The sequence below is a fragment of the Psychroserpens sp. genome (genome assembly GCF_045105015.1).
Lineage (GTDB): Bacteria > Bacteroidota > Bacteroidia > Flavobacteriales > Flavobacteriaceae > Psychroserpens.
Map to the genome: position 1 here is coordinate 1 of NZ_JBGCCX010000051.1, position 18,121 is coordinate 18,121.

Below are 18,121 nucleotides of genomic sequence, written 5' to 3' on the forward strand. Positions count from 1 at the left end.
GTTGTTACATGTTTAAATTCGTTTGTAAATATTTGTTGTCGTTTGTAATCGGATAATAAAAGTGTTACATTTGGCATCTATGATCAAGTACCTCAGTTATTTAATCCCTATCACTCGACACTTAAAATCGGAATACAGCGATACTCTAGAAATCACTTGGCATAACGGAAAAAAACATCTTAACACTAAAAATGCTAACTATTCTTATGGTTCATTACAAGCTATTTTAAAGTTTGGGTTAAAAAAAATTAATCTAAGACGTGTCAATTCTATTCTACTTTTAGGGCTTGGTGGTGGGAGCGTTATTGAAACACTTCGACAAGATTTTAATTATCAAAAACAAGTTACAGCCATCGATATTGATCCTGTTATTATAGAGATTGCTAAAAAAGAATATCAACTTGAAACTAATTCTAACACCACAATTATCTGTGAAGATGCGCTGAATTTTATAAAAAGAAACAGCTCAAGATTTGATCTTATCATCATTGATTTATTTATAGATATTCATGTTCCAAAACCGTTTTTAGAACTTCCGTTCTGGAAAGATGTAATAACATCGAAATCCTCTAATGGTGTGATTTTATTTAATGCCTCACTAGAGAAAGAAAAAAGTAATGAGTTAAAATCTATTATAGAATTTTTAAAATCAAAAGTGTATAAAGTAGATGTGTATGATAAGGTAAATCAAACGAATACCGTAATCATATCGCAATCACTATAATTGACATAAAACTAATAAATTATGGAAAAAAAATGTCCAGAATGCGGAGATAAAATTGTTGGTAGAATCGATAAAAAATTCTGTAGTGACGCCTGTCGAAATTCATATAATAATACGATTAATAAAGACACAAAAAACCTAATACGAAACACAAACAATTGGCTTCGAAAAAACTATCGTATTCTTGAAGTATTAAATCCGAATCAAAAAACAAAAGTGTCTCGAGCTAAGCTAATTGAAAAAGGATTTGACTTCAACTACTTTACGAGTATTTATACCACAAAAGCAGGAACGGTTTACTATTTTGTTTATGATCAAGGTTATTTACCACTTGAAGGAGATTATTATGCACTTGTGAAGCGAGAAAGCTAGTTGTAACTATTTATTAAGATTCAATACTAATAGTATATAAACCTAACTAGATGAGTGAACCAATTATAATTGTCATTTTTATTTCCGTTGTTGGTATTATTATTTTTTGCACATATTATTTTAGTACTAAAAACGTCATTATTAGAACACTCTCTAAAATACCTCATAAACCAGCATCAAGTTTAAAAACAAATGAATTATCAAAAGTTACTGGAAAAGCACTTCATGTGCAAGACCCTTTAATCGCTCCTTATTCTGAAAGGAAATGTGTGTTTTATCAAATCATTATTCAGCAAAAAGTAAGTTCAGGTAAAAGTTCGCGTTGGAAAACTCTAATTAAAGAAGAACGCTTTCAAGACTTTTTCATTCAAACTAAGACAGATTTTGTTATCATAAAACCTCAAGAACATCCCAAAAATTACATCTGTCATTTAGTTAAAGATAAAGACCAGTCTTCTGGAGCATTTAATGACCCAACACCTCAATTTATTAGAGTATTAAAACGCTATAATATTAATCCTGAAACCTTTTTTGGTTTCAACAAACGTTTGCGATATAAAGAAGGAATAATCGCCATTGGTGAAGACATTACTGCTGCAGGAATTGCTAAATGGAAAACGCTTAACGAACCTCTTCCAGAATATCCTTATTCAAAAATAGCAACGTTAGAAAGTGTTGATAAACAAAAGATTATTATTACAGATTTACCTGAAGCAAAACAGAGAAACAGGAGTATTTGAGAAATTGTGCAAAAAAAGAGTTTACTTCCAATTTTGACCTTTTAATGCGATGGCTGCTTTTAAAACATCTTTCTGACTAATTTGTCCAACTAATTTTCCGTTTTCAACAATGGGAAAACGACGTATTTTAGACTCCAAAAATTTGTTTGCAGCATCAAATATATTCATATTACCATCAATAGTCTCAACCTCTTTTACCATTCTACTTTCAACAGTATGTTGTTCTAATGGCATATTATAATATCTACTTTCACTAATATCTTTAAGACAATCTCCTTCAGAAATGATACCAACCAACTCATTATTACTATTGACAACTGGACCACCCGAAATCTTATTTCTGATAAGTGTTTGTATCACCTCTTCAACGGTTTGTTCAGGTTTAAAATAAATTAATTCACGTGACATATAATCACTCACTTTTAATGCTGAAACCTCAACCGTATTTTGCTGTTGCTTTCTAGCGCCTTGAAAACTTTTAATGCCCATAACCAATATTTTTTGTGTTGTTCTTAAAGTTACTGAAAATAAGTGAATTATGCTAAAGCCACATTCCAGCTAATAATTTGTAAATTTCGAAGTCATTAAATTATAAAAACTTGAAGAGGAAAATTTGTGTTATTGGTTGTGGTTGGTTAGGGTTTCCATTGGCAAAATCATTATTTAAAAAAGGCTACCGAGTTTCAGGATCTACTTCAAGTCCTGAAAAAATTTCTGTGTTGAACTCTAGTAATATTCAAGGATTTTTGATTCAAATATCTTCGGAAGGTATTATTGGCGATATTAAAGATTGTCTCGCTGAATGTGAAACTTTAATTGTAAATATTCCTCCTGGTTTACGAAAAAACCCTGAAGCTAATTATGTTAAGCAAATGCAGTTTCTGATTCCGTTTGTGGAAGATTCTTCTGTTAAAAATGTGTTGTTTGTGAGTTCGACTTCTGTATACGATGATACTGAATCATTTCCTGTGATTTCAGAAATAAGCGAAACTTCAAGCGTTTCAAAAACTGCCCAACAGCTATTAGCGGTTGAAGCCAACTTTCAGAAAAATTTAAACTTTAAAACCACCATAATTCGCTTTTCTGGTTTGTTTGGAGAGGATAGGCATCCTGCTAAACATCTTTCAGGCAGACAAAATATCAAGAATCCTGCAGCTCCTGTTAACTTAATTCATTTAATAGATTGTATTTCAATTATTGAAAATATTATACAACACGGTATTTGGAACACTACTTTTAATGCTTCAACCACACCTCATCCATCAAAAGAAACCTACTATTTATCAGTATGTAAAAGACTAAACTTAACCTTACCAGAATTTGATCAATCACAAGTCAGTAAAGGAAAAACTATAGATTCTACTAAACTGGCACAGGTTTTGGGTTATGAGTTTAAAATTAAACTATAATAATTAGCATCTTTTTAAGATTCTGTTTTGTTTATTTTTTTAGTTTTGAACCACAAAATAAATAAGATTATAAAATGAGCCGTAATTATTCTTGATAATAATCGAGGTATTTTAATAGCGAGTTACATCTAACAGAAAAAAACAAATACTTATAAACTGATGAAAAAAATACTTTGCCTAGTTGTAATAATGGCTTCAATGAGCTTGACAGCGCAAACAAAAACTGAACTTTTAAAACACTTCAAAAGTTATTACGAGCAAATGAAATCTCAAGGTGATGTACAAGGTGTAATCAATGCCATGACGCATCTTAATATCCTAGAGCCTAGTCAAAAACGAACAGACACTTTAGCATATATCTATGTCTCTGAAGGAAGGAACTTAGAAGCCTTAAATACTGTTGGAATTGACAATAATCCAACTGATTCTAATATTAGTACAGAAGTAAAAGCTTTAGCATTAAAAGCTTTAAATCAGCCACAAAGAGCACTTGTATTTTATGAAGAGTTATTCAAAAAATCACCAAATGCTTATTTAGCATATGAAATCGCAGATTTAAAAACAATTGTACAAGATATCGCAGGAGCTAAAGCCAGTGTAGATTATGGATTAGCCAATGTAAAACCAGATATGAAAAAAGCGTACTACGAGTCCCAACAGCCTTATGAAGTGTCGTTGAAAGGTGCGTTAACCTATTTAAAAGCGTTAATTGTTTTTAATATGAATCAAAACGACAATATAGATCAAGCCATAACTTTATTAGATGAAGCTATTGCAATGGATGCAAACTTTAACTTAGCACAAATAAGCAAAGACGCTTTGGTCGCAAGAAAAGAAGCTCCTAAGAAAGAATAATTTATAATTAAATATATTTATAAAAAAAGCCTTTTGTAAAATACAAAAGGCTTTTTTATGTGTGAATTTCATTTTTAAAAATCACCATCATTCTATGATTATAGTATGTATCGTTAATTTTGAGAAAGTTCTTTTGCAGTCCGAATTCTTTAAACCCTATTTTTTGATAAATCTTATAGGCATTTTCGTTTATTGATACGACACCTATTTCTATTTGTTCAATTCCATTTATTTTAAATGCCTCTTCTATTGTTGTTTTAACAAGATTAGAACCAATTTTTTTTCCTTGATAGTTTGAGTTTACATAAACTTGGATTATTATTCCACTATGATTTATTTTCTTGTTTTCATGTCTTTTAAATGCAGAAATTCCTATTAAAACATTATCATGAAATGCCCCAACAACGAAACTGTTTTTATCAGAATGTTCTATAAATGATTGCAAAAAAAGCTTTTCTTTAACTTTTTCATCCTCATAATTCGTTGTGAAGTATTCAGGATAATTTTTCAAACATTCAAGTCGTAATTTTTTATAAGCATTCGATTCATTTGGACGTAATTTTCGAATTTTAATTTCCATTTTAATAGAGGTTACAGGCTATTCATTATTATTTTTAGATAAGAAAATTCGGATGGAATTTTGGATATTTCTGATTCGGACAGTTCTTTAATCATAAATATTATTAGGTTTGTATGTAAAGGTTAACAGGTTTATAGCTCTCTTGTGAAACTAAAAAACATAAGTCCTAAAATTCAAATTTTTAACGATTAAACTAAGATAATAATTTGTACTAAATTTCCCTTGTCTTAGCTAAGTTAACACGATTTAAAATTCACGTATTGTTTTTATTTTTTATTAAACACGAACTTACTTAATTTCTTTTTGTTCAGTCATTTTGACAATCACTTATATAGATTTTAGTCACTGATTACAAACACAGCTATTAGTAATACTTTACTTTGCGAGTAAAAAATTTGATATTCTACTGGCTATTGAGTAAACATATTCATCCATTGTGTTACTGAGAACCACAATTGTAATGCCTTTTTTAGGATATATCCATAGGTCTGAAGCAAATAGATCACTCGCTCCACCGTGAAGTACTAGCTTGTTTTCTGAACTATTATTTTCTATTCCCCATCCATATCCATAATGCGTATACATACCATTAAATTCAAAATGAGGATATAAATATGTAGATGTTGTTTGTTCATCAAGTACCGTATTGTCTCTTATTGCTTGACTCCATAGTAATAAGTCACTCGCTCGTGTTAAAATACCTCCATTTCCTTTGAGATTAAGGTATGGTCCTTTTTTACTCCAATTCTCTTCATTAGGTTTTTTAGCTTCAGTACCATTTAAAAAACCGTTAGCTACTTCGTTATTTTTCCATTGCGGAATTACATAACCAGTATGGTACATCTTTGAAGGTTTGAAAATAGCTTCATTTAAAAAAGTCTCATATTCCATTCCGCTAGCTTTTTCAATTATTAAAGCAAGAAGACTATATCCCATATTGGAATAATTAAAGTCTTTACCAACCGGACTTATCAGTTTACTTCTAAATACTTTCTTTAGAAACTTTTCTTCCGTAATAGCATCATAATCACCTCCTATCCCAACTTTTAACCCAGAAGAATGTGTGAGTAACTGATAAATGGTTATGTCTTTTTTATCGTTAGGAACAGCGTCGAAGTATTTTGATAAATTATCAGTAACAGAAATCTTATCTTGCATGGACAGTTTTAGTATTGCAGCAGCAGTAAACTGTTTTGTAATAGAACAAATATCAAAAACGGTATTTATATCATTTAATCCGTTCTCTTCACTATTTTTTATCCCATATGCCTTGTTAAATAGAATACTGTCATTTTTAGCGACTAAAACAACTCCTGAAAAGTTTTTCGCAATAAGTTTTTTATCAATAGAGGTTAAATCATCCCTATTTTCATTTCTAAACGCTGTAAAAGTTACATCTGGTTGTGTTACGAATATTTCTTTAAAAACGCCATTTTCTAGATTCTTAAATTCAACTTTATAATCTTCTGAAATTTTAAAAGAAAATTGGTGTTCTCCATTTGCAACTAATTCAAACGGTGATTGTGCAGGTACTGAAAGGTAAAGCTTTGTATCATTTTCTTTTGTGTAAATCCTTATTGTGTAATCTTCTTTTTCATACACGTACTCGCCAACATATTGTTTTAAAGAATCTTGAGTAGTTTTAATAGTTGTCTTTGGTTTACCATTATTTGTACAACTAAAAGCCATGGCTGAAAATGATAGCATTAGAAGTAATAAAATTGCGTTTGCTTTTTTCATGATTTTATATTTTTTGATTGATTAATAAAAGTTCAAGTAATAAAAAATAAAAGCCCAAGTGAATGCAAATGGGCTTTTAGAGTATTAAAAGCTTTAGAAAAAGAAATAACCAATGGATAACTGAAAGACGCCATTTCTATTTTTATCTGAAACTCCATCTACATTATTAATGTTAGATAATCCTAGATTATATCTTGCACTGAAGTTGAGTCCGTTATCAAGTTTATAGCCAACACCAAAACTCACTCCAAAATCTGTTGTTTTAAAATGGTCTTTGTAATCTTCAGTACCTCCTTTTGTAGAAAGTAGAAAGCCCATTTGAGGTCCAGCTTCTAGACTCCATCTTTTTGTAACATAGTACTTTGAAATTAATGGGATATTCAAATAGTTTAGGGCAATAATACCTTCAGAATCAATGTTTGTATCATATCCTTGTCCAGAATATATTAACTCTGGTTGAAAAGAGAATTTTTCAGAAATTGGTATTTCTGCCAGAAGACCAAAATGGAAATCGGTGTTGGGATCAAAATCTTCTGAATTATCTCCTGTTATAAAAGCAAAGTTTAAACCTGCTTTAGCTCCAAATTTAATGTCTTGTGCATTGACATTCGATAATCCTAAAACTGTAATGACAGTTACTAATACTAATTTTTTCATGATTTGTGTTTTTTGATTTAAAGATGCAAACGTAAATTTCAAAACAAAACAAAAAGTTAATTTTGAGATTGCAGACGTACTGAAACAAAAGAATTATTCGAATTAGGACGTTTTGAAACTATGGAATGTTTTTAAGAGTTTTAAATTCTTTATTAGTGTTAAACACAGTGCCAAATTTTTGTTTTGTATTTTTTACTTATCAATTTTAAAAACTTACATTTAAAAATTTGGCGGTCAGAATAAATAGTACTAATCTTTCGTTCTACTAATTATTAGCTGTGTGTTTTTACAGATATTAATTCAATTCTCGTTTGAAGATATAACGTGTTATAAAAATGCCATTTCCGTCCTTTGCACCTGCATCACTTTCTACGCCACTTGTTACGAATTCTAAATCCCAACCTTCAGAAATCATTGCTGTTAATTTTGAGGAAATTACAGCATCATTTGCTGCAATATTTTGAAATCGTATACCACCTATATTATAGAAGTTTAATAATTTTGTTTCCTCAAAATCTTTTACTCTAATGTCTTTTCTTTTAGTTTTATTTCTAGTATTATCTTCTTTTGTTTGAAAAGATGTAAATTGTTTATGGTCTCTTTTTTCATTTGCAGAAATTAAACGTGATCTACCCATGCCACTCGGAATAATAGATTCTACACTTGTAATTACTTTTACTTCAAATGTTTGGTTCACTACATCTTGTTGCTTTAATGCTACTTGAGCAAAAACGTTAGTTACTAGAAAAGTGAATATTATTATAGTTATTAATTTTATTTTTTTCATTTTATTATTGATAAATATGTTTAGATTCGTTGTAACACTTTATTTATGTTCATCCATAAATTGAAGAACTTCTGTTACAAACTGTTCAGGTTCACTAAAATTTGGAGAATGTCCAGACCTTTCAAATATTTTCAGGCTTTTGAATTCTGAACCTATGTTGTTATAAGCCCCTTGAGCTGAAGCTATAGGTACACGTAAATCGTATCGCCCAGAGATGAATAGTGATGGTATCGTTATTTCTGGAAGTTGACTTGTAAAATCTATACTTAGTAATTGACCATTGTTATATAAAAGTATATCTTCAATTTGATTAGTATTCCAACGTTTGGTTAAAAAGTTATAAATTGAAAAATTATTGTCATTTTCTACTCCATTTTCAACAGAATCAATAACACCATCATCTGTTAACTTTAATTCACCTTGAAGACCTTTTAAATTAAGTAGGTCTCCATCATGTACATTAGGAATTAGATCCACTTGAGCAACAAGCTCTAAAGCAGATTCCCAAAATTCAACGCTATTTCCTAATGTAATTTGATCATTTGCTGTAATTGTCAGTGCTTCTTTGTTAAAGTTATATAATCCAGCATAATTGTTTGCGCCACCTACTTCTATCCATCCTTTAAAGTAGCTCTGGTCTTTAAGTAACGTGGCTGTACCTAATGTCCCTCCCCAACTAGCTCCTAATAAAAAGAAACGAGAATCATTACCAAATTTATGTTTCATCACTTTTACCAGTGCTAAAACATCTTCTGCCATGAGGTCTATGTCTACATCGTTTTCAGAATAGTGCCCTTGTGAATTTCCAGATCCGCGTTGATCAAAGTATACAACACCGTAATGATTTTCTATATCACTAAACGCTTTTCCTATAAAATCTAACCCTGTACCACCAGGACCACCATGCAATGTAATTAAGAATACTTTTTCACTACCATTGCCTCTTATATACGCAGGCATATCTGCATTTTTATGTCGAACATAAATAGTTTCATCTAAATTATCAAGTTCGAAATCGTCAGAGCAAGCAGTTAGAAAACATAATGCTAATAAAGCAAATATTGATTTTAAGTATAATTTATTAACCTGTTTCATTGTTTTTTATTTTTAAAATTAAAGCGAAAACCATATTGTAAAGAAAATGTTGGAAGAGTGCCAGCATTGAAATTAAAACGCGGACTATAGGTGATATTAAAATAGCTTGCTGAGCGCACTTTCCCTTTGCGCTGTTTCCCAATTCCAATAGAAATGGAAGGACTATAATATCCACGTCCAGGCAGAAATACTTTATCTACTTTATCTCCTTTGACTTCGTAAGTTTCGGGCAAGAATGAGCGATAATACCCAAGTGGGTTTAAATCAATACTGAACTGCTTTCCCTTTTTATTGGTTCGTCTCCATGTGATTCCAAAATTTGTAAAACCACCTGTATCTGTTTTAGTAGCAAAATTAGTTGTAAAGCCCAGATTTCCATTAAACAGAAATTGATGTGTATTGGTACGTTGTGTATTTCTTCTTTCTTTAGTTTTTTCAAATTCTTTCCAGAGATATTCAGCTCCAATGGTAATACCGTTACTCCAAAGAATAGTGCCAGAATATCCTATTTTGAATTCTGTTCTATTGAAGCAAATAGAGTCATTAGTTTGGCTTTGAGCTTGAAAATTTACTACGCATATGAGTAGAAAAATAATACTATATTTTTTCATCTTCTTAAATCATTATTTATTGTATTTACTCTATTCCAAATGCTTCACTAAAACCTTGTACTATATAGTTATCAAAAATATCGTCATGTCCGCCACTTCCAGAAATTATATTCGCATTTTTAGACTGCAAAAACGCGACTTCTTCGGCTGTAAGACTACCAACAGCCTCATCTGTTTCTCCATAAATGTATGTTACGTTGGATAAGCTCTCAATAGTATTAAAATCTTGTGTGTATCTATTCATTACTAATCCAGCAAACAATCTAGCTTCATTTCTATTAAATATATTATCAAATGGTTCTGTTCCAACTATTGGCATCACACCATTTTCAAATTCTGCTGGTTTTCCTTCAGCTAATGCTTGCCAAAAAACATCATTAATATCCAATCTACTAGTCATCATTAGATATTTATCAGCTACACCTATTCCTTTTTCTGCAATAAGTTCTTGTGTTATAAATGCGCCATATGAAATTCCTGCTATATAAATCGTTCTGCCTTCATCTTTAAAATACTCAATAACCTGATATAGTGTTTCTACACTTTCGGCATTGAAATTAACAGCTTGATCCAATGTAATTTCATTACCCTCTAGTATGTTAGGGTTTAACGTTTGTGATTGATGTACAGTTATATTTAAGACATCTGTAGTATTAAAAATTATGGGGAAATAATCCACTAAATCTCTAGCGAGTTCAGTACTAGGACCTCCTGATACTGTTATTACAACTGTAGGCGCTTTTTCATCTCCACTGAAATATATTAGATCTTTTATCTCTTGCGAAATTTCTTTAATAACTACACGAGGTGGACCATCGTCATCATTAGAACATGAGAATGTAGCAATTGAGAACAATATTACTAGAATAGCATTGTAAATAAAATATAAGCGATTTAGTTTTGTCATTTTTAAGGTTACTTTTTTCATTGATTTATGTTTTTTGATTTCTAAATGCGAAAGTATAGTTGTCAAAAAAATAAAAATGAGATTTTAGTATTGAAGAAGTACCAAAAGATTAAGATTAGACGAATTAGGACGGTTTTTGAAGCTTCTTTAGTGCTTGGAGTTATATTAAATGATTAAAAAAGTACGTTTAGATTTGAAACCAGCTTAGATTTTTTAAATTGAATAGTGCTTTTATTGATTACCAGATTTATAATGCTATTTTTTCTTGTTGTAAACTTAAAAGTAAGGTTTAATCTATTTTCGAATAAGTTTTTAAGAGTATCATGCTGACTTATATTACTTAGGGAGTGTTATTGAATTTTTACTAATTTAAAGTTATTATCAACAATAAATCCTTTTACTTTATTATCAACTAAAAATTCAATTACAGTAGCACTTTCAATATCTATGAACTTAGTGTTTGTGATTGGAAGAAGATTTAAATCACCAATAGGAGTATTATCTATAAAAAGATGGTTTTCTTTAAATTGAACTTCTATAATTAATCCTTCTTCTTTAAATTCATACTTTCCTGTGTACTTTTTTAAATTTGTGTCTGATAATTTAATGATTTCTATAGTTTCAGTTTGGTTTATTGACCAATTACAGTGTTTATATATCGCATTTTCAATTTCTAATAATAACTCACCACCATTATCAGCATTTGTCATAATTATAAAAGCTTTACCTTCATAAGCATATGCCCTCATATTATTTGTAAAACCTGCATTTTTACCTTCATGCCCAAAAATTAAAGACTCTTTATGGTTTTGTAAAGAAGGGCCTAGTCCCCAATCATTTTTATGCTTGGTGAGCATTTTTTCAATAGTTTTCCTAGTTAAAATTCCATCTTTCTTACCTTGTATTATGTCTTGTATTTCTATACAATATAAAGCTAAATCTGAAGCTGTAGTCCATAAACCTGCTGCTGCTTGTTCAGGGTAATTGTTCCATAAGCCTTCAATTAATTTACCATTTTCATCGTAAGCGGCACTAATATTATTTTGCAAATTTTTAGGTATTGGTTGTAGATAGGTACTGTTTTTCATTCCAATTGGAAGCAGTATATTTTTAGTCATATACTCGTCAAATGGTAATCCACTCACATCTTCAACTACTTTCTCCATTATTGTATATCCTCCTCCTGAATATCTCCATATTAGTCCGGGTTTAGTATTCACTGCTATTTTTTCTGTTTTTCCTTCACCATTCAAAATGTCAATAATTTCAGGTAACTCCTCAGTTTGATTATACCCAGGAAAGCCATGAACTGTTACACCTGCTGTATGACTTAATAATTTTTCAAGTGTTACTTTTTTAGTTTTTGTTAAGTTGTTTTTAGGAACCTTCCAGCCTTTTAAATAAAAATTTACGTCTTTATTTAATTCCAAGCGATTCTTTTCAAATAGTTTTAATACGGATAAGGCAGCAATAGGTTTACTTATAGAACCTGCCTGAAAAAGTGTGTTTTCGTCAACTTTTGTTCCTGTTTCTGTATTCGCATAACCGTATCCTTTCGCCCATTTTATCTTTCCGTTTTCTACAATAGCAATACTAACTCCAGGAACTTTGTAGAAGTCCATTCTTTGTAGGATATTGAATGTTTGAATAGGGCTCCCTTTTATTTGAAGACTTTTTAGTAACCCATTTTCAATCGCATTTATTTCTGATAGAGTTTCTTCAGAATAAGTTTCTAATTCATTTTTTTTATCCTGCTGAGCAAAACAGTTACTAATGAAGATTGATAATACAAGAAGGGCATAGATTTTTTTCATAATTTATATTTTTTGATTTACTTAGTTTAAAAGTATAACCATCAAAAAAATAAAATGTGAATTTTATATTGAAGACGTACTAAAACAATTGAATCATACAAATTAGGACTTTTTTTGAAGCTTTCTATAGACTCCAGGTGACATATTCAAGCTCATATTAAAAGCATTATAAAAAGCACTCTTAGATTTAAAGCCGGCTTCCATACCTATGGCTTCAATTGAATATTTATTAAATACAGAATCTTGCAATAATTTTTTGGCACATTCGATTCGGTATTCATTTACAAATTGGATAACACTTTTATTAATTTCCTGATTTATAATTTGAGATAAATATCCTTCACTCGTCCCTAATCGGGTTGCTAAATCAAATCTACTTAATAGAGGATTTTTATATATTTCTTCATCTTCCATTAACTTATAAAGTTGAGTAATTATTTTAGACGTTGTAGAGCTTTTTATTTTCTTTTTTATCGGAGTGCTAGCTATCTTTTTTGAAACTAAATAGTCATGGATTTCCTCTTTTTGATCTATCATTTGCAATCTAAATACTCCATAATATAATACCCACCATAAAAATAAAGACATTAGTACCCATAGTAAATATGCTGTGTATGTAGAATTGAATATGTAAACTTCTAACCTATTAATTATCCAAATTAGAATAAGACCAATAATAAAAAGGTTTAATCGAAGCAACCAATGTTTTTTATTTCCTGATATGGAAGTAGAATTATGTATGAGTTTCCTTCCCAAAATAATCAAAACAATGTTAAAGCCAATAGATGTAAAATCTTTAATAAGATATATAATAACATCGTAAATTGAACCATAGAGATCCAACAAAAACAAAGAAATTTCAAGGACAACAGATCCAAAGAAAGGTAGATATATCCATTTAAACCATCGTCTTTTTAGGAATGCATGGTTAATTTGAATTAAAAAATAAGTGACTAAAGTAGCTGCAAATAGAAAATCAAATCTAAAAAGATTGAAAACTTGTACAATAGTATTAGACATGTTTATGCTAAACCATTCTATTAAAGTTAAATTAGCAATAGAGAATAACGATAGCGCGAGATAGTAATTGGCACGACTCTTATAAAAAGATGTCGTAATTAGTGAGATACTTACAAAATATCCTATAATAACACTTGCAATCATTACAAAGTCTAGTATAGTTTGATTCATTATTTGTTTTATGGAGAAGGTTAAATGACTAGTAATCTGATTCTGTACAAATGCGAATATAAATAATGTGTGGTATATGACTTAGTTAAGTAAATTATAATATTTTAAAAAAATTAGTCATTTTCAATTGGGTAAACTTGTTTTATAGATTTTTCAGACTGATAAATTAAAATCGAAAGAGAAGTATTCAATTGTTTAATGATTTAAATTTTGCTAGTTTATAGTGTACAAATAAAAAAAGCCTTTTGTATTTTACAAAAGGCTTGTGTTTTTTTGGTTGAATTAATTAGAACTTATAGCTCAAACCAAGAGTCCAAAACGTTTGTAAATCATTATCTACATTACCAAAGTCTGGAGTATCTCCCATACCATCAAAAGTACCTAATGCATAATTAAGTGCTTCTTGTTTGTTACTTCTTAATCCGAAATCAAAACCAACACCAATCATTTTCCATAATGTGTACCCAAAAGAGTTTGTCCACGTCCAGTTAGAAAGGTCTCCACTTTTATAACTTTGGAATGCTGATAAATTAGATTTAAAGTTTACAGCTCCGATTTGTCTTGTATAATCTGCTACTATTTTAGCACCTAAAGATGATTCGAAAACATTGTCATTATCAGCAAAAACAAAGTTGTAGTTTAATGGGTGTACCACTACGATTAAATTATCAATTGGTAACCAAGTAAAACCTACACCAACATCAAGGTATCCAGGATCGTTAAAGTTATCTAGTAACGTAGTTCTATATTCCATTAACGCAGAAACTGCTAACTTTTTGCTTAAATTTCTACCGTATAATGATGAAATATTAAAGACATCTGTTGTTGGATTGAAATCGTCATCATCTAAATCTGTATCTCTATTATCTAATTTTACCCAATTTAAATTAGCTGTTAATGCATTTCTCCAGAAGAATTTTTCTTCGATTAAGTTTGCATAACCATTAACTGTAATCCCAATGTTTCCTGAAGTGTTATTAGGAGTCCCTTGAGAGTACCAATTATTGAAGTTAGATAAACTTCCACCAATTGTACCAAATGCACCTATTCTCCAACCGGGTAAAGCATCTATTTGAGCTTGTAAAGCATCTGCTTCAGCTTGAGCTGCATCTGCTTCAGCTTGTTTTTCAGACTTTTGAGCTTGTAATTCTTCTTTTGTTTGAGAAAAGCTCAATGCCATTGATAGCATTAATACAGTCGTTAAAAGTAATTTTTTAGTCATTTTTTAAGTTTTAAAATTGATTATTAAAATGCAAATATAATTCATTAGTAAATTGAACACCAACAAATTAAATAAAATAGTATGTCACTATTTGATTTTTAAGACACATTTTTTAGAAATGAGTCACTAGAAATTCAGAATTTTTTTTTCTTTTTAAAAAGCGGAACAGAAGAACATGCTTCGCCATACATAATAGATTTAGCTACTGGTTGTAATACTTCCGAAAGTAAAACATACGCATTATCGGGTACTGGCTTATGAGAACAACCTTTAATGATAATAGGTTTATCTTGATACAAACCTAGATCTAAATCACTAACAATATCTTGATATATAGAAGTTTCTAGAATATTTAAATCACCAATAATTGTTTTTTTAGAGTAAGAGGCCAATTCTATTGTTATTAATATATATGCCCAAGCAGGAATAATGGCATCTGTAGAACACATGAGGGCAACATATTGATTTTGATATTGTGACCAATCATGATTTTTAACCTGTTGCCTAAACTCTTTTTCACGAAGAACAAACCCTTCATAAAGCCAATCTTTAATATCAAATTGAACCCGTTTACCTTGAGGGTAGAAATCTTCTAAATCTATGACCACAAGTTGACTTTGAGCAACTCTATTAATGATGTCGTCTGCCATATTATTATCGGCTAAAGCATTCCTAATTCAAGCTTTGCTTCTTCACTCATTAAATCTTGATTCCAAGGTGGATCGAAAGTAATCTCAACTTCAGCAGTTTTAACATCATTTAAAGATTTTACTTTTTCTTCAACTTCTAAAGGTAAAGTCTCAGCTACAGGACAGTTTGGTGTGGTTAAGGTCATTAAAATTTTAACCTCATAATCTTCGTTCACAAACACGTCATAAATAAGTCCTAACTCGTAAATATCAACAGGAATTTCTGGATCAAAAATTGTTTTTAAGACTCTTACAATTTTTTCACCTAATAGGTTTGTATCTATAGTCGTTTCCATATTAATTTAATTGTGTTTGGTATGCAATTGCATACATTTTTAACTGCTTTATCATACTCACTAAACCATTTGCTCTAGTTGGTGATAAGTGTTCTTTTAATCCTATTTGATCTATAAAATCGGTATCTGCTTCAATAATATCTTTTGGATGCTGATTTGAAAACACCCTAATTAAAATAGCAATAATGCCTTTGGTAATAATAGCATCGCTATCTGCAGTAAAATTCACTTTATCGTTTGCCATATCTGCATGAACCCAGACTTTGCTTTGACAACCTTTTATGATGTTGTCTTCCGTTTTATATTGTGCTTCAATTAATGGTAAAGTTTTTCCAAGATCAATCATATATTGGTAACGCTCTTCCCAATCTTCAAACATGGCAAACTCTTCAATAATATCATTTTTTATCTCTGCAATTGTCATTTTTATTTCCAAATTAAGCATTCAAAATTATTAGATTACAAAAATACAACATCTCTATTGTTTACCCACTTTTTCCTTGATGGATAATATTTTTTCAACAAATAAAGCAATTTGTTTAGGCGGATTACCATGATCAAATCCGTTAGTTTTATAGGTCTTCTCTCCTTCATTCACCTCAAGTGTAGCAAAAGCTGCAGCATCATATTGAAATGTTTTTGAAGGTGGCTCTAGTGATGGTAATGATTCAAGATCTAAATTCTGATAAAGCGTCATAACCTCAGAAAATTGAGCTTCAGATAATTCATGTCTACTAATATCTTTTAAATTTCTATCATTTGTATATTTCAACACATTGTTTTCAACCCATATCATTTCAAAAAAACCTCTAGTTGTTGCTTTATAAGTCACATTAATATTTGTACCAGATTGTCTAGATTCTGCCACAATTGTTTCATTAGCAACACTTAAAACACTGTCATCATTTTTTAGTTTTAATTGACCATTTGATAATTCAAACGAATTGGCTTTCGCTAACATATCAAACATTTTTTGTTCTAATTGATTCGCTTCACCTTCACACATCATCATAGTTGTTCTTCTTTCAGAAAAAGAAATTGAATTTCCATCAATTGAATAGTTTCCTGAGAAATGATTACAACCAGAAAAACCAGATACTACATTTGTTTTAGCATCAAATTTCAACGTGAGCTCTTTAGTCACTTTAATCTTACCTAATTCATCTAAAATATAGGTTCCTGAAATCGTTTCCTCTTTATTCATCTCTGATTCATTTGCTATACTTGCGACATCCTGTGAACTTCCACAAGACTTCAATATCATTACGCTTATTAATATTATTAGATGTTTCATGGCTTTAATTTTTATAGTTTAAACATAATATTACAAAAAAGAAGCCAAACTTTAAGAAAGCATCATTTTTGCTTTTTTCACACCTGTTACTAAAGCATCAATTTCGGCTTTGGTATTGTAAAATGCAAAGGATGCACGCACAGTTCCTGGGATTTTATAGAAATCCATAATAGGTTGCGCACAATGGTGTCCTGTTCGAACTGCAATTCCCATTTTATCTAGAATTGTTCCTATATCATAAGGATGAATCCCTTCAATATTAAAAGAAATCACTGAGGTTTTATTTGTAGTAGGACCATATATTTTCAAACCTTCTATCTCTAAAAGTTGCTGAGTTCCATAATCTAAAAGTACTTTTTCATGAGCCGAAATATTATCAAAGCCTATAGTATTCATATAGTCTAATGCGGCTCCGAATGCTATTCCTCCACAAATATTTGGTGTTCCTGCTTCAAATTTATGAGGCAAATCGGCATAGGTGGTTTTTTCAAAAGTAACTTCTGAAATCATTTCGCCTCCACCTTGGTAAGGTGGTAATTTATTTAGCCATTCTTCTTTTCCGTAAAGCATTCCTACACCTGTTGGACCGCAAATTTTATGAGCAGATGTTACGTAAAAATCTACATTTAGAGCCTGTACATCTGGAATTAAATGCGGACAAGCCTGAGCACCATCTATTAAAACAGCAGCACCAAATTGATGCGCTTTATCAATCATTAGTTTAATAGGATTTATAGTTCCTAAGGCATTTGAGATATGATTGACAAAAACAAGCTTGGTTTTTTCTGAAAGCAGGGCTTCGTAGGAACTCATAATAAGTTCACCCTCTTCATTCATAGGAATAACTTTCAAAACAGCTCCTGTACGCTCACACAACATTTGCCAAGGCACAATATTACTGTGATGCTCTAATGCTGAGACTATAATTTCGTCTCCTTTTTCTAATAAAGATGAAAATCCATTAGCTACCAGATTAATACTATGTGTTGTACCAGCAGTCATGATAATTTCATAACTCTGTTTCGCATTAAAATGTTTTTGAATTTTTATACGTGCTTGTTCGTATAAATCCGTTGCTTCTTGACTTAATGTATGTACACCTCTATGAATATTAGCATTGTATTTTGAATAGTAATCT

21 protein-coding genes are annotated in these 18,121 nt (G+C 30.4%); 5 read left to right on the plus strand and 16 right to left on the minus strand.

From position 1 onward, the window contains the following. The first annotated feature begins 79 nt into the window (after nt 1-79). From AB8B90_RS04075 to AB8B90_RS04085, 3 genes are read left to right on the plus strand one after another with little or no spacing between them, the layout of a single operon-like run. Nucleotides 80-724 (plus strand): fused MFS/spermidine synthase, encoded by a 645-nt coding sequence (locus AB8B90_RS04075; RefSeq protein ID WP_405333908.1) that lies wholly within the window; start codon nt 80-82, stop codon nt 722-724. Nucleotides 725-745: 21 nt separating this feature from the next. Beyond that, nucleotides 746-1,096 (plus strand): hypothetical protein, encoded by a 351-nt coding sequence (locus tag AB8B90_RS04080; RefSeq protein ID WP_405333910.1) that lies wholly within the window; start codon nt 746-748, stop codon nt 1,094-1,096. 50 nt (nt 1,097-1,146) lie between these two features. Beyond that, the gene (locus AB8B90_RS04085; protein ID WP_405333912.1) at nt 1,147-1,836 is read left to right on the plus strand and encodes a hypothetical protein; all 690 of its coding nucleotides are present in this window, start codon (nt 1,147-1,149) and stop codon (nt 1,834-1,836) included. A gap of 21 nt (nt 1,837-1,857) precedes the next feature. Here AB8B90_RS04085 and AB8B90_RS04090 read toward each other — a convergent pair whose 3' ends face one another. Further along, nucleotides 1,858-2,325, minus strand: coding sequence for a CBS domain-containing protein (locus AB8B90_RS04090; RefSeq protein ID WP_405333914.1), 468 nt, complete (start codon nt 2,323-2,325; stop codon nt 1,858-1,860). A gap of 110 nt (nt 2,326-2,435) precedes the next feature. On the opposite strand from AB8B90_RS04090, the gene AB8B90_RS04095 reads away from it, so the two are divergent. Continuing rightward, complete coding sequence (locus tag AB8B90_RS04095) at nt 2,436-3,245, plus strand: NAD(P)-binding domain-containing protein (RefSeq protein WP_405333915.1); 810 nt, start codon at nt 2,436-2,438, stop codon at nt 3,243-3,245. Nucleotides 3,246-3,404: 159 nt separating this feature from the next. After that, on the plus strand, nt 3,405-4,100 hold the full coding sequence (locus AB8B90_RS04100) for a hypothetical protein (protein ID WP_405333917.1): 696 nt from the start codon (nt 3,405-3,407) through the stop codon (nt 4,098-4,100). A gap of 55 nt (nt 4,101-4,155) precedes the next feature. Here the strand turns inward: AB8B90_RS04100 and AB8B90_RS04105 are convergent, their stop codons facing one another. From AB8B90_RS04105 to AB8B90_RS04175, 15 genes are all read right to left on the minus strand, one after another. Continuing rightward, nucleotides 4,156-4,680 (minus strand): GNAT family N-acetyltransferase, encoded by a 525-nt coding sequence (locus AB8B90_RS04105; protein ID WP_405333919.1) that lies wholly within the window; start codon nt 4,678-4,680, stop codon nt 4,156-4,158. Nucleotides 4,681-5,055: 375 nt separating this feature from the next. After that, nucleotides 5,056-6,420, minus strand: a complete 1,365-nt coding sequence (locus tag AB8B90_RS04110) for a serine hydrolase domain-containing protein (RefSeq protein WP_405333921.1) — start codon at nt 6,418-6,420, stop codon at nt 5,056-5,058. A 93-nt stretch (nt 6,421-6,513) separates the two neighbouring features. Then, on the minus strand, nt 6,514-7,077 hold the full coding sequence (locus tag AB8B90_RS04115; protein ID WP_405333923.1) for a porin family protein: 564 nt from the start codon (nt 7,075-7,077) through the stop codon (nt 6,514-6,516). A 295-nt stretch (nt 7,078-7,372) separates the two neighbouring features. Further along, complete coding sequence (locus tag AB8B90_RS04120) at nt 7,373-7,864, minus strand: hypothetical protein (protein ID WP_405333925.1); 492 nt, start codon at nt 7,862-7,864, stop codon at nt 7,373-7,375. 39 nt (nt 7,865-7,903) lie between these two features. Then, on the minus strand, nt 7,904-8,959 hold the full coding sequence (locus tag AB8B90_RS04125) for an alpha/beta fold hydrolase (protein WP_405333927.1): 1,056 nt from the start codon (nt 8,957-8,959) through the stop codon (nt 7,904-7,906). Further along, the gene (locus tag AB8B90_RS04130; RefSeq protein ID WP_405333929.1) at nt 8,956-9,570 is read right to left on the minus strand and encodes a hypothetical protein; all 615 of its coding nucleotides are present in this window, start codon (nt 9,568-9,570) and stop codon (nt 8,956-8,958) included. The genes AB8B90_RS04125 and AB8B90_RS04130 overlap by 4 nt, the downstream gene beginning before the upstream one ends. Nucleotides 9,571-9,595: 25 nt before the next feature. Further along, on the minus strand, nt 9,596-10,498 hold the full coding sequence (locus AB8B90_RS04135) for a hypothetical protein (RefSeq protein WP_405333931.1): 903 nt from the start codon (nt 10,496-10,498) through the stop codon (nt 9,596-9,598). A 329-nt stretch (nt 10,499-10,827) separates the two neighbouring features. Then, nucleotides 10,828-12,291, minus strand: coding sequence for a serine hydrolase domain-containing protein (locus AB8B90_RS04140; protein WP_405333934.1), 1,464 nt, complete (start codon nt 12,289-12,291; stop codon nt 10,828-10,830). A 102-nt stretch (nt 12,292-12,393) separates the two neighbouring features. Then, nucleotides 12,394-13,482 (minus strand): helix-turn-helix domain-containing protein, encoded by a 1,089-nt coding sequence (locus AB8B90_RS04145; protein ID WP_405333936.1) that lies wholly within the window; start codon nt 13,480-13,482, stop codon nt 12,394-12,396. A gap of 286 nt (nt 13,483-13,768) precedes the next feature. Beyond that, the gene (locus AB8B90_RS04150; protein WP_405333938.1) at nt 13,769-14,704 is read right to left on the minus strand and encodes a DUF3078 domain-containing protein; all 936 of its coding nucleotides are present in this window, start codon (nt 14,702-14,704) and stop codon (nt 13,769-13,771) included. 134 nt (nt 14,705-14,838) lie between these two features. After that, nucleotides 14,839-15,354, minus strand: coding sequence for a DUF2480 family protein (locus AB8B90_RS04155; RefSeq protein WP_405333940.1), 516 nt, complete (start codon nt 15,352-15,354; stop codon nt 14,839-14,841). Between the two features lie 11 nt (nt 15,355-15,365). Then, nucleotides 15,366-15,689, minus strand: a complete 324-nt coding sequence (locus AB8B90_RS04160; RefSeq protein WP_405333942.1) for an iron-sulfur cluster assembly protein — start codon at nt 15,687-15,689, stop codon at nt 15,366-15,368. A gap of 1 nt (nt 15,690) precedes the next feature. Continuing rightward, nucleotides 15,691-16,113, minus strand: a complete 423-nt coding sequence (locus tag AB8B90_RS04165; RefSeq protein ID WP_405333949.1) for a SufE family protein — start codon at nt 16,111-16,113, stop codon at nt 15,691-15,693. A gap of 54 nt (nt 16,114-16,167) precedes the next feature. After that, a complete protein-coding gene (locus AB8B90_RS04170) occupies nt 16,168-16,983 on the minus strand; it encodes an META domain-containing protein (RefSeq protein ID WP_405333944.1) in 816 nt (271 codons plus the stop codon). Nucleotides 16,984-17,034: 51 nt separating this feature from the next. Next, nucleotides 17,035-18,121: cysteine desulfurase (locus AB8B90_RS04175; RefSeq protein ID WP_405333947.1), on the minus strand; the 1,087-nt coding region annotated here is incomplete at its 5' end.